The sequence below is a fragment of the Desulfurivibrio nitratireducens genome (assembly GCF_044068515.1).
Taxonomy (GTDB): domain Bacteria; phylum Desulfobacterota; class Desulfobulbia; order Desulfobulbales; family Desulfurivibrionaceae; genus Desulfurivibrio.
Genome location: NZ_JBIPKI010000030.1, coordinates 18,958 through 31,318, shown reverse-complemented (window position 1 = coordinate 31,318; position 12,361 = coordinate 18,958). Strand labels below are relative to the sequence as shown.

General features: G+C 61.1%; 9 protein-coding genes and 1 tRNA gene. 5 read left to right on the top strand and 5 right to left on the bottom strand.

Annotation, left to right across the window (positions count from 1 at the left end; translation table 11 throughout):
• Positions 1 to 1,473, bottom strand: coding sequence for a ketol-acid reductoisomerase (locus ACHHTY_RS08445; RefSeq protein WP_395493667.1), 1,473 nt, complete (start codon positions 1,471 to 1,473; stop codon positions 1 to 3).
• Between the two features lie 120 nt (positions 1,474 to 1,593).
• Between ACHHTY_RS08445 and ACHHTY_RS08440 the strand changes: the two genes are divergently transcribed.
• Positions 1,594 to 2,187 carry a BON domain-containing protein gene (locus ACHHTY_RS08440; protein WP_395493666.1) on the top strand — a complete coding sequence of 198 codons (594 nt, stop codon included), beginning with the start codon at positions 1,594 to 1,596 and terminating at the stop codon, positions 2,185 to 2,187.
• A 64-nt stretch (positions 2,188 to 2,251) separates the two neighbouring features.
• Here ACHHTY_RS08440 and ACHHTY_RS08435 read toward each other — a convergent pair.
• Both ACHHTY_RS08435 and ACHHTY_RS08430 read right to left on the bottom strand, forming a co-directional pair.
• Positions 2,252 to 2,328: transfer RNA gene (locus ACHHTY_RS08435), tRNA-His, on the bottom strand.
• A gap of 225 nt (positions 2,329 to 2,553) precedes the next feature.
• Positions 2,554 to 3,219, bottom strand: coding sequence for a zinc ribbon domain-containing protein (locus tag ACHHTY_RS08430; protein ID WP_395493665.1), 666 nt, complete (start codon positions 3,217 to 3,219; stop codon positions 2,554 to 2,556).
• A gap of 462 nt (positions 3,220 to 3,681) precedes the next feature.
• Here ACHHTY_RS08430 and ACHHTY_RS08425 point away from each other — a divergent pair, with 462 nt between their 5' ends.
• Positions 3,682 to 5,229: a sigma-54 interaction domain-containing protein gene (locus ACHHTY_RS08425; RefSeq protein WP_395493664.1), complete on the top strand. Its 1,548-nt coding sequence runs from the start codon at positions 3,682 to 3,684 to the stop codon at positions 5,227 to 5,229.
• An 89-nt stretch (positions 5,230 to 5,318) separates the two neighbouring features.
• Complete coding sequence (locus tag ACHHTY_RS08420) at positions 5,319 to 5,870, top strand: PilZ domain-containing protein (protein ID WP_395493663.1); 552 nt, start codon at positions 5,319 to 5,321, stop codon at positions 5,868 to 5,870.
• A gap of 401 nt (positions 5,871 to 6,271) precedes the next feature.
• Here ACHHTY_RS08420 and ACHHTY_RS08415 read toward each other — a convergent pair whose 3' ends face one another.
• Complete coding sequence (locus tag ACHHTY_RS08415; protein WP_395493662.1) at positions 6,272 to 8,122, bottom strand: Vgb family protein; 1,851 nt, start codon at positions 8,120 to 8,122, stop codon at positions 6,272 to 6,274.
• Positions 8,123 to 8,779: 657 nt separating this feature from the next.
• Here ACHHTY_RS08415 and purM point away from each other — a divergent pair.
• Positions 8,780 to 9,844 (top strand): phosphoribosylformylglycinamidine cyclo-ligase, encoded by a 1,065-nt coding sequence (gene purM, locus ACHHTY_RS08410; protein WP_395493661.1) that lies wholly within the window; start codon positions 8,780 to 8,782, stop codon positions 9,842 to 9,844.
• 131 nt (positions 9,845 to 9,975) lie between these two features.
• On the opposite strand, the gene ACHHTY_RS08405 is transcribed toward purM, so the two are convergent.
• The gene (locus ACHHTY_RS08405; RefSeq protein ID WP_395493660.1) at positions 9,976 to 10,470 is read right to left on the bottom strand and encodes a MogA/MoaB family molybdenum cofactor biosynthesis protein; all 495 of its coding nucleotides are present in this window, start codon (positions 10,468 to 10,470) and stop codon (positions 9,976 to 9,978) included.
• A gap of 258 nt (positions 10,471 to 10,728) precedes the next feature.
• Here ACHHTY_RS08405 and murJ point away from each other — a divergent pair, with 258 nt between their 5' ends.
• Positions 10,729 to 12,336: a murein biosynthesis integral membrane protein MurJ gene (gene murJ, locus ACHHTY_RS08400; RefSeq protein WP_395493659.1), complete on the top strand. Its 1,608-nt coding sequence runs from the start codon at positions 10,729 to 10,731 to the stop codon at positions 12,334 to 12,336.
• The last annotated feature ends 25 nt before the right edge of the window (positions 12,337 to 12,361 follow it).

The following is a 12,361-nucleotide window of genomic DNA, read 5'->3' as shown; positions in this document are numbered from 1 at the left end:
TCAGATAAAGGCGATATCCACCGAGGGGCGCAGATTGGCGCAGGCCGCCAGGGCCTCGTGGATCTTGTGGGTCTTGAATTCATTGAGCAGGGCCGGATTGGCGGGCTTGCCGGCGTCATAATCGACCAGGGCCTGCTGGTTGAGGTTGTAGTCGAAGCGCGGGGCCCATTTTCGGGAGCCCAGCCGGGCGGTGGTGGAGCAGTTGTCCACCATGAAGGCCACGCCCTTGTGATGCATGTAGGGGTTGAGGGAGTCAACCGCCTCGATCACCGATTCGTTGGCGACTTCGCTCAGGCAGTGGCCTTTTTCGATCAGCAGGTCGATCTGGGCCATCATCGTGGCGCAGTAGATGCCGGCGGTGAAGGGATGGATGGCGATGTTATCCTGGCGTTCGGCCCGGACCTTTTCGCCCACCTGCCACATCCGGGTGCCGTCGATGGTGCCCATGGGAAAACGGGCGTTGCGCTGGCCGGCCATGATCACGCTGCGGATTTCGTTGCAGCTGGAAACCTCGTCATAAATTTCCAGCAAGATATCGAAAGCCGGTTTGTAGGCGTGGGTGTAAGCCCGCTCGAAAATTTCCCGGCCCGGGCCGTCGAGCTGTTCGTAAACGGCCCGAATGCCCCGATGGGAAATGGTTTTGCTGATCGGCCCGGTGATGGTTTCCACCGAATCGATAAAGGCCTGCTTTTCATCTCGGCCTTCCTCCATGACATAGCGGCGGTAAAGCATTTCAACAATCCCGTGAACCGCTCCCAGCAGAATGCCCCGCTCGCCGAAGATGTCGCTGCGGAATTCATGGCCCAGGGTGGTTTTGAAGATATAGGGCGCGCCCACGGCCACGGCCCAGCCCAAAGCCTGATCGGTGGCTTTGCCGTCGATGTCCTGTTCCACCGCGAAGCTGCAGTTGATCCCGGCCCCGTTGACCTGCTTGCCCTGAACATAAAGGCGGCGCACCGAAGGTCCCATGCCCTTGGGGCAGACCCCGATCACGTTGACGTTCTTGGGGAAATACTTGCCGATGCTTTCCAGGTAACCCAGGAGAAAGCCGTGCGAGAGGCCCAGGGTGGCGCCCGGCTTGAGATTGTCGAAAACTTCCTGGTAATGTTCGGCCTGGGCGGAATCGGAAATCAGCAGCAGCACCATTTCCGATTCCCTGATCACCTGGTGCATCTCCCCCAGGGTGCCGGCCTCTTCATTGAAGCCGGCTTCCCGGGCCGCCGCCAGGGAGGAGCTGCCGGGGCGCAAACCGATCTTGACCCGGATAGCGGTATCGGCTAAAGAATCCCGCAGGTTCTGAGCCTGGGCCGGCCCCTGGGAGCCCCAGCCGATGACCCCGATCTGCTTGATCCCGGCGAAGGCTTTGACCAGCAAGGGAAATTTGTCCCGGCCGCCGCGGACGATCAGTTCCTCGGTGTCGGCCAGCTTCAGGGTTTCGGTGCCAAATACATCTGATTTGAAAGTGAGATCCATGGAATATACCTCCGTAAAATGAGATCCGGGCTATTGCTTGGAGAATAAAGTCGAATCCATCTTTATACCCTAAAGATGAAGGTCCGTAAACCGCAAAACAGCAAGCATTGAGGTAGCCAAATGAGAGAGAGAAAAATTCAGGCGCTCTGCGGCTGGGCGCTTGTCGGCCTGCTGGCCGTTGTCTTGAGTTCGGGTTGCGCTCCCATGGTGTTCGGGGCGGGGGTCGGCACGGGCTACAAGGTCCATCGCGATGACCGGACCGCGGGCCAGCAGCTTGACGACACCACCGTCGCATCCCGGGTCAAGTTCAGGCTGGCCGGGGAACGGGGGGTGCCGGCCCGCCGGATTGACGTGGATGTGGTCGAGGGGGTGGTTCACCTGTCCGGTTTTGTCGCCAGCGAGGAGATCAGGCAGCGGGCCGGCGCAATCGCCGCCGAGGTGGACGGAGCCCGGCAAGTGCGCAACAATCTGCAGGTGGGAACCCGGACCTGGGGCGAAGCCCTGGCGGATCGTCGCACCGGGGCCAAGGTCAAGCTCGCCCTGCTCGAGGACGAAGAAGTCAAGGCCCTGGGCCTCGACGTCGATGTTTACCAGGGGGTGGTCTTTCTCAACGGGGTGGTGGCCGATAGCACCCTGAAAAGCCGGGCAGGGGAGATCGCTGCCGGGATGGAGGGGGTGCGGGAGGTCAGAAACCAGATCATGGTGAACCCCTGATTTTTATCGGTCCGGTCAATAAAAAAGGGGGCTGCCGATAAAATCGGCAGCCCCCGAATTTTCCTGGGGTGAGCGATGGGACTTGAACCCACGGCCTCCGGGGCCACAACCCGGTGCTCTAACCAACTGAGCCACGCCCACCATAGGGACCGGTCTTCAGATCGCCGCAGCGACGAGAACCGGAATGATCCATATAGCTAATTAGCCCCATTTTGGCAAGGGGAAATCGTAACTGCCGCCCCATGGTTGCTTTTAGAGGAGGCCGGAGCCAGTCGATGGGCCGATGTTTTGGTCCCCCCCCGACCCGGGGCCGCTCGTTCTCGAGCCGCCGGGCCTGAGTTGGCAAGCCGGGCGGGAACCCGGTCCTTATTGAGCCTGGTGGCCGCAGTGTTTGCAGACCTTGGCCTGGCTCTTGATAATTTCCGAGCAGGCCGGGCATTCCCGGCGATGCAGGGATTGCAGCAGTTCAACGATGGTCATGTTAACCTGCTGTTCCAGGTCGGTGGTGCGAAAGCTGTGGTTGCGCAAGGGATCGATGCAGGCCAGGTCCTTGAGCTCCAGCAGCAGTTCGCAGGCCCGCTTGCGCGCCAGCGGGTCGGCATGTTCGTCGGTGAGGAGATAGAGTACCGGCTCCAGGTCCTGTTCGGCGACGCAGCTTGCCAGTTGGGCGGTTGCCTCCTTTTCCCGGGCGTAGCGGCGGTTCTGCTGCTGCAGCTCTTCGATATTGATCTCCGATCCCTTGAAGGCGTCCTTGCCGCCCACCATCATGCTTTCCCCCTTGTCGTTGCCGGGGCACAAGACATAGCGACAGGAGGCGGAGTGACCGTAACGATCCTCGAATTCCTGCCAGCTTTTGCTGTAAAGCGAACATTCATCGTTGAGGCAGATAAAGAGAATGTCGGTGCCCCAGCCCAGGCCGTCGCCGACATGGAAAGGGGGCGCTTCGCAACAGGACAGTCTTTGCCGGCAGTGGGGGCAGAAATGTTCCTCCTGCGCCAGGCGCAGGCAGCGTTCGGTGCGATCTTCAATCATCTGGGTAACTCCTGTATCAAATAGAGGGTTTTAGGAGAGGGTTTGAGCTTTGTGGCGAGCCCGGGGAGCGCAACCGGCCAGGGTCGGTGTCGTTGGCCGGGCTACGGAATATCAATTTTTGAGAATGTAATGCAGAAACAGGGTGAGGTCAATGCGGGCCCATTTTTTTTTGCCGCCTGACCTTGGCAAAGATTCAAACATGGTTTGGATTATCAATAAGTCGTGTGATAAAATGAAAAAGTAAACCCAAAATTATCTCGGAGCGGCGGGCTGGTTGGCGGTTCGGCCAGCCTTACTGCCGGCGGCATGAACCGAGGCCAGGCCAAACACTTTTCCTTGACTTCTGTAGGTGTATTGCTTGCGGCCAGTCGTGGGCCAAGGAAGATTTCTTTTGTTGATGGCAGTTCGTTCGGCTTGCGCTGAATTTGGGCAACTTGACAGCCGGAGCATGGGACAGGGGAGATGGCAGAGCGTAAGGACCTCCTTGACGAAGCAGCTAAATATTCCCCCGGGGCGTTGCAAGCAGAAATCCGCAAGTCTCAGCGGGAAGTGGAACGGCTGCGCCAAAACCGCAACGCCCTTTTCGACATCATGTCGGAGATGGTCCTGCTGATCAGGGAAGATTTCGTCATCGAACACCTGAACCAGAGCGCGGTCCGGATTTTTGGCGATCTCCGGGGCAAAATGTGCCACCAGGCTCTCGACTGCGATCCCCGGACCGCTCCCTGCTGTCCGGTGCAGAATTCCGCCGGGGCACAGGACTGCCAAGGCCAGCTCGAGCGCCGGATCGGCCAGCTGGTGGTCGAGTACAATTACGTCCCCTTCCAGGGCTACCAGGGCGAGCAACTGGTCATGCTGGTGATGCGCGACATTACCCAGCGCAAACGCCAGGAAGAGGAGCTTATCGCCATCAACCGCGATATCGAAACCGTGCTCCAGCAGAAGATCCGGGATCTCAAGGAGAGCGAAAGGGTGCGGCGCGAACTGGGCCGGGAAGTCAATGTCCTGCAGCGGGAACTGGCCCGCCATACCCGTTATGAAGACAACATGGTGGGCAAGTCCCGCAAGTTTTGCGAACTGCGGGATCTGATCCGCCACGTGGCCGATTCCGACACCACCATCCTGATCACCGGCGAGTCGGGCACCGGCAAGGAACTGGTGGCCGATCTCATTCACCGCCGCAGCCGCCGCAAGAATCGGCCCTTTTACAAATTCAACTGCGCCGCGGTTGCGGAAAGCCTGCTGGAGAGCGATCTCTTCGGCTATGAAAAAGGGGCCTTCACCGGCGCCGCCGCCCGCCGCCAGGGCAAATTTGAAATCGCCGACCGGGCCACGATTTTTCTCGACGAGATCGGCGACATCAGCCCCCGGATGCAGGTTTCCCTGCTGCGGATCCTGGAGAGCGGCGAATTCGTCCGGGTCGGGGGCAACCAGCCGGTGCGGGTCGACGTCCGGGTGATTACCGCCACCAACGTCGATCTGGCCGCGGCCGTCCAGGCCGGCAAGTTCCGGGCCGATCTCTATTACCGGCTCAACGTGATCAATATCCACCTGCCTCCGTTGCGGGAGCGGCGGGAAGACATCATCCCCCTGATCACCCACTTCGTCCGCAAATACCGCCACGCCTTCCAGAAGGAAATCGATTACCTCCCCAACCGGATCATCGATCGGCTTTTGGCCTATGACTGGCCGGGCAACATCCGGGAGCTGGAAAACGTGATCAAGCGGGCGGTGCTGCTGGCCCGGGAGAATGTGATCACCGAGCGGGAACTCTCTTTCGAATGCCTTGCTCCGGCCGCCTGCCCGACTCCGGAGGTGGGCAACCGGATTGAAAAACGCCTGCTGGAGCAGCCTCTCAAGACCAGCGTGGCCGAATTCGAGGCCAAGATCCTGGCCATCGCCCTGGACCGCCACCCCAACCCGCAGAGCGCCGCCCGGGCCCTGGGCCTGGGCAAAACCACCTTTTACGACAAGCTGAAGCGCTACGGCCTCTCCACCGCCGGCCGCTGAACCTTGGCCTGGTATTGTTTTTGCATTGATTACCCCTCAGTCGAGACATGCCGTACGGCATGTTTCATTTTATCTGCGGGGGGAGGGAGATGAACGCAAACCACGAGCCGCTGCCGGGCTGCCCTTATTTTCGGCCCCAGTGGGAGCGGATCTGCACCATGACCGTTTGCGGCCTCTACGTTCCCCTGGCCGAGCACGTCGGTCAATACTGCCGTACCGGCCGCTGGTCCCATTGCCCCCAGTACCTCCGGGGCTGCCATAGCCTGTTGGAATTCAACTGGCAGCGGGGCCTGTTCCAGGCAAAGGGCCGCCGCCGCCATCGCCGGGTGGCCCGGCGTTTCGCGGTGAACCTGTTCTGGCCCGCCGATACCCCGGCCGCCGGCGAGGAAAGCCGAACCCCAGTGGCCTGGACCCTTGACCTGAGCCGGGGAGGGCTCCGCATCGAAAGCGAGCAGCCCCTGGCTGCCGGGGCCGCGGTCCGCTTTGTCCTCGGAGACGATTCCCCCCGGCCGGGCTTAAGCGGCTGGGCCCGGGTCCGCTGGCGCCGCCTCATCTTCCCGGCCGGCACCTGCCTGGTCGGTTTTGCCTTCTGCGAGCCCCAAGCCGGCCGAGCCTTGAGTGAATGCTGTCGCCTGCCCTGAGCCCGCGCCGGCCGGTGCCGCCCCGGCTGCATATTTCCTTGTTGTTCCCGTTTCCCCGTCCCGTCGGTTGCCGGCTCATCGGAACCGCCGCCAAATGCCTGCCCCATTCCGGAATTCGGGAAAGATTTGCCGGGCGGGCCGCCCGGTTTTGTCCTTAGTTTTCGGCCGGGGCAAAGTCCGTAGTGCCTGCCCGGCCGGACTCCGCCGCCTTTGTTATGTTTGGCCGGGTCGGGTCGGGCCGGACCGGTCGGTCGGCGGGTTCCATCGGCTAAGAGGCGGGTGATAGTGCAAAACTTGGCTACCCATCCCGGCCTAAGCGCCGGGCATAAAAAAACCCCGGGAGCCGAGGCTCCCGGGGGCTGGATTTTGGCATTTGGCTGAGGCAGGGTTTTTGGCTTACCCTACATGATCGGCTCCATTTCTTCTTCTTCGCATTCGTCCATCCAGCCGACCACGGCGTGGGCGGCGACCCAGAAGTCTTCCTCAATCCCGCAAACCGTGGCTTCGGCGCTCAGGCCGTCAGCGGCGATTTCCGGGCTGACGCCCAGTTGACCCGGGGAGGAGATGTAACGGTCGCGGCGATCCTTCGGCAGCATATCTGTGCCGACCCAGAGATGGGCTTCCAGCAGGGTATATTCGAATTCCAGTTCTGGGATAGTGTTGTCGATGGCGTAGGTCACGGTGACGCAGCCAGCGTCATAGTCAACCTCGACCGTGCCGACCACGGTGCCGTTAGCGAGGATGTTCTGGCCGGCCCCGGCAATCAGATCCATCACGACGGGAAAGTCATCCGTGGTGGCAAAGGCGTTGGTCCAACCCCAGTTGTTGGAGCCGGTGATGGTGTTGTTGGCGGTCGCCCGGCCTTCACCATAGGCCCAGGCGGTGTCGTCAAAGGGGCAGAGTTCCTCTTCTTCCACGACCACGAAGTTGCCATAGGCGTAGGGCAGAACTCCGACTTGCACTTTTGCGGCTTGTGGAATTGGGGCATCCGCCGCCGGGTCGAACTTCTCGATCCAGCCGCCGTTAAAATCAGTGGGAGTACCGAAGGTGGAGGTGGAATTATCATCGCGCATAATAGCCCAGAGGTAGCCCTCGGCATCCAGGCCCAGACCAACCGGCAGATTAAATTCGGTGTCGTAGGTCTTAGCAGGAGGTCCGGTCGCTCCCGCGAACTGCATAATTAGACCGTTACCCGAGGAGGTAATCCAGAGGTTGCCATCGCCATCCAGGGCCATCGCCCGGCCGTTCTGCAGGCCAGTTATGGTGTATAAATCGCGCGGAGCGCCATTCAAGTAAAAGGCCCGGAGCTCATTGTTATAGGAGCTGACCCAAAGAATTCCGTTAGCCTCGTCCAGTTCCAGGGCGTAGGGGTTGTGGAATGTTTCGTGTGTGGCTACCCCTGCCCCGGGGTTGGCGCTGTCGAAGGAAAATACCCCTTTTTGCGCCCCAATAGGGCCATAAGTGGTGCCAATATTGGGAGTTGAATCGCGGCTGGAAAACCAGATAATGCCGTCGCTGGTGATTACCGCGTCGTAAGGGGCGAAGGCGCCCTCGACCCGAGCGCCCACCACTGCATCCAACTCGCCGGTATTCGGATCATAGGTGTATTTCTGGAAATAGCCGCCGACGTAGAAGCCGATCCAGATGTCGCCGGCGCCGTCGATCACGATGGCCCGGGGGATGTCGCCATCTTCGCCCACCGGAAAGACCTGGACTGCCTCGTCGCTGCCGAAAGCCAGGGGAGCGGCATGGTCAGCGTTGGTGGTGGCCAAGCCGTCGGTATTGCCCTGGATGCGGGCCACCGACCCCACCGCGGTACGAGCAGGCGGTTCAACACTAGGGGCATTTTGATCAAATTCAGTATCAGTGGTAATCCAAGTCGGGGCGTTGCGGAAGAAATCGCCGGCGGTGTTAAGTACCCAGGCGTTGCCGCCGCTGTCCATCCCGATCCTTGAAGTCCGCCAGAAATAGGGGTGGACATCATTCCCCTCAACACCATAGCGCTGGGCCGTATAATAGCGGGCCACCGCTTGGCCGCTAAGCAACTCGACCTTGGAAACGCTGGCTTCCCCGTGGTTGGGGATAAAGGCATAGTTGGCGGTGATGTGGGATGAGGTTAGGGTGGCGGTTTGGCTCAGGCCGGCGCTGGGTCCTTCCGAGCTGCCGCTGTTGCAGGCAACCAGGTAGAACAGCGCCGCCCAGACCATCACGATCGGGACCAAATACCTTGATTTACATAATTTTCTTTGCATAATCTGATCCTCCCTGCAGGGGTTGACTCAAAGGATGGTCCAGGCTGAACCACCCGGCAAACACCGGCCGCAATACGGCGGCCACTCTGGCAAGGGATAGGAGCAATAAGCGTGCCGTTTGCCGACCGCGGAATTATCCTATAAAAATCAGAAAGTTGTGCGGGCCGGCGAATTTTAGCGGGCCTCAGTCGGTTCGGAAAACCGGACCGGGGGTTCCCTTTTACGGAATTGGCTGGGGAGAATCCGGGTTTGAAATTCTTCGCTGCCCCGGCCCCGCCGGGGGGCAACCGAGTCAGCCCTGGGTGGGCTGAATCGGGCGGAATCGCCGCCGCCCGCCCGGCCTGGCGGCTACGGCTCCTGATCCCCGCCACCTATCCGCGCACAGGGGCTAATCCCGCGTAAAATCCGTTGACTTTTTGGCCCCCGCTCAGTAAACAGTAACCGCATTTCGCAGTTCTGACGGGGAAAGCCGGGGCCGGTGGGCCACTTTTTCGGAAGCGTTTTTCACCGTTAACCATGCCGGCAGTTCCGCCCCCGGCCCCCCTTGGGCTCTGACCCCGGGAAAAGGGAAAACATCAGCCAATCAGCCAACACCAATCATGAACCGCCTGATCGCCTCCGGTCCGGTGGCCTCTTGGGAGTGGATACGAGAAACTTATGGTTAAAGAGGGAAGTTCCCGGTACGCCGAGGCCGGGGTAGATATCGACAAGGGCAACGAGTTTGTTGAGCGGATCAAGCCGATGGTGGCAGCCACCTTCCGTTCCGGGGTTTTGACCGGGCTCGGCGGCTTTGGGGGGCTTTTTGCCCTGGGCAGCGGCAAGTACAAGGATCCGGTCCTGGTTTCTTCCACCGACGGGGTCGGCACCAAGCTGATGATCGCCCAGCTCTGCGGCCGCCACGACACCATCGGCATCGACCTGGTGGCCATGTGCGTCAACGACATCGTGGTTTCCGGGGCCCACCCCCTTTTCTTCCTCGATTATTTCGCTTCCGGAGGCCTGGATCTGGAGGTGGCCACCGCGGTGGTCAAGGGCATCGCCAAGGGCTGCGAGATTGCCAAATGTTCCCTGATCGGCGGCGAAACCGCCGAAATGCCGGGCATGTACCGGCGCGGGGAGTATGACCTGGCCGGTTTCGTGGTGGGGATCAGCGAGCGGGAAAAGATCATCGACGGTTCGGATATCCGGGTCGGGGACACCCTGATCGGCCTGGCCTCCAGCGGCCTGCACAGCAATGGCTATTCCCTGGTCCGCAGGATTTGCTTCGAAGAACTCAAGCTTTCGGTCAACGACCGGATCGACGAATTCGGCTGCACCCTGGGCGAAGAACTGCTGCGCCCGACCCGGATTTACAGCGAGACCCTGCTCAACCTGATCAAGAACTTCCGGGTCAAGGGCCTGGTGCATATTACCGGCGGCGGCCTGATCGACAATGTCCCCCGGGTTTTGCCCAACGGCTGCAAGGCCTTGATCGATGCCAAAACCTGGGAGGTGCCGCCGGTGTTCGAATTTTTACGGCAAAACGGCCGGGTTTCCGCCCTCGAGATGTGCCGGACCTTCAATAACGGCATCGGCATGGTGGTGGTGGTGGATGCCAAGGAGGCGGAAGACGCCCTGAATCAACTGGAGGCCTTGGGCGAAAAGCCTTACATCATCGGGGAAATCGCCGCCGGCGGCCAAAAGGATGGCGCCGAGCCGCTGGTGGAAATCGACTGCGGCTGAGCATTATACGACCGTAAAGGCTCGGTGGGCCGGGGTGAGGCGTAACCACCCCTTTTCGGCCTCCGGGGCGCAAAACAAATTGCAATTACCAGGCGGTATTCCGGTTCCCGGAAGACCGCCTTTTTCGTTGCTCAGGGCTGGCAATCCTCGGTGCTGCCCTTGATTTTATCCAGGGCATGGGGCAGGGCGGGGAGCAGCACCTCGATGTTTTCCAGGGCCGCCCGGCGGCTGCCCGGCAGGTTGATGATCAGGCTCTGGCCCCGGCTGCCGGCCAGGCCCCGGGCCATTACGGCATGGGGGGTCTTCGTAAAGCTGGCCGCCCGCATGGCTTCGGCCATTCCGGGAATTTCCCGCTCGAGCAGGGGCCGGGTCGCTTCGGGGGTGACGTCGCTGGGGGCCAGGCCGGTGCCGCCGGTGGTGACGACCAGGTCGATCTGCCGGTCGTCGATCCAGGCCAGCAACACCCGCTGGATATCCTCGATCCGGTCGGGCACCAGTTCATGGGCTGCCACCGTGAAGCCCCGGGCGGCCAGAATCTCCATCAGCGCCGGGCCGCTGGTGTCTTCCCGCTCCCCCCGCGAACCCTTGTCGCTGGTGGTCAGCACGGCGCAAGTATAGTTTTTCATTTTTTCTTACTCCCTGGTTGGTGGTTTTCGCTCGATTTGGGCCGGGGCCCCGCGGCAAGCAAGCCGGCCCCGCCGGCCTGGCGGACGTCAGGCCATGGTATTCCGGAAAAGGATGTGAAGTCAAGCCGCTGTTGCCGGTCCTGCTGCTAAACGGCGCTTGTTTTTCCGGAGCCCGACTGCTAAGTTACTTCCGTTTACCCTCCGTCTCGGGGTAAGAATTTTATCATGATCCGCGGCCAGCAGCGAGAGTTCAACCCTATGGCAAAATCCGCCGAGCAAACCGGGACCATCGCCCGTTCCGCCGCCGTGGTAAGTTTCGCGGTGCTGTGCAGCCGGGTGCTGGGGCTGGTGCGGGAGCAGGCCTTTGCCATCCTTTTCGGGGCCGGCTACGCCTTCGACGCCTTCGTGGTCGCCTTTCGGATTCCCAATCTGCTGCGCGATCTTTTCGGCGAAGGAGCCCTGAGCGCCGCTTTTATCGCCGTTTTTGCCGCCTATAATGAAAAGGGAGAGAAGCAGACCTGGAAGCTGGCCAGCAATGTGCTGGTTTTTTTCGGGATCTTTCTCAGCCTGTTGACCCTGGTGGGGATTTTCGCCGCCGAACATCTGGTCCGCCTGCTGGTCCAGGAGGATTTCGCCCAGGTGCCGGGCAAGGTGGAGCTGACCGCCCGGCTCACCGCCATCATGTTTCCCTTCCTGGTCATGGTCTCCCTGGCTGCCGTGGTCATGGGGGTACTCAACACCAAGGGCCGCTTTTTCGTCCCGGCCATGGCTTCGAGTTTTTTCAACCTGGGCGCCATCCTGGGGGGGGTGGGGCTGGCGCTGGTGCTGCCCCGCTTCGGCCAGCCGGCCATCGTCGGGATGGCGATCGGGATCCTGATCGGCGGTATCCTCCAGTTGGTTTGCCAAATCCCGGCCCTGCGCCAAACCGGCTTCCGCTTCACCTTCCATCTCGATCTAAAAGACCCCGGCCTGCGCCGGATTTTGTGGCTGATGGTGCCGGCGGTGGTGGGCCTGGCGCCGCTGCAGCTCAATATCCTGATCAATACCTATTTCGCTTCTTCCCTGGCCGAGGGCACCCTCTCCTGGCTCAACTACGCCTTCCGCCTCTTCTGGTTGCCGGTGGGGCTCTTCGGCGTGGCCCTGGCGGTGGCCACCATGCCGGTGGTTTCCCGCTTTGCCGCCCAGCGGGATATGCCCCGGCTCCGCGAAACCTATGCTTCCTCGCTGACCATGGCTTTTTGCCTCAGCATTCCCGCTTCCGTCGGCCTGGTGATGCTGGCCGAGCCCATTGTCCGGGTGATTTTTCAGCATGGCCGCTTCGACGCCCTGGCCACGGTCAAAACCGCCGAGGTCCTGGCCTTGTATGCGGTGGGCCTCTTTGCCTATGCCGCGGTCAAGATCATGGTGCCGGTCTTCTATGCCCTGGACCGGCCCCGCTACCCGGTAATCGGCAGTTGCCTGACCATGCTGGTCAACCTGCTGATCATTCTCGCCACCATTGAATATCTCGAACATCAGGCCCTGGCCCTGTCGATTTCCGGGGCGATGACCGCCAACTTTCTCTTTTTGAGCTTCATGCTTTATCGCACCATGGGGGGTTACCCGGTAAGCTATCTCTTCCGGGGGCTGGCCAAGATCGTCTTGGCCTCACTGTTGATGAGCGGCTGGCTTATGGGGCTGCGGAGCCTGCTGTTTCCCGGCGGCCTGGCCGAGGATCGCCTGTTGCTGGATATCGCCGCGGTGGCGGTCTGTATTGGCAGCAGCGCCCTGCTTTATGGCGCGGCCCTGCAACTGCTCAAACTGCCGGAAATGAACCTGTTGGTTAAGCGTCTGCTGCGCCGTGGTGATCCGGCCAGTGTCGCCTGATTGAAAAGGGGGGAGAAACCGGGCG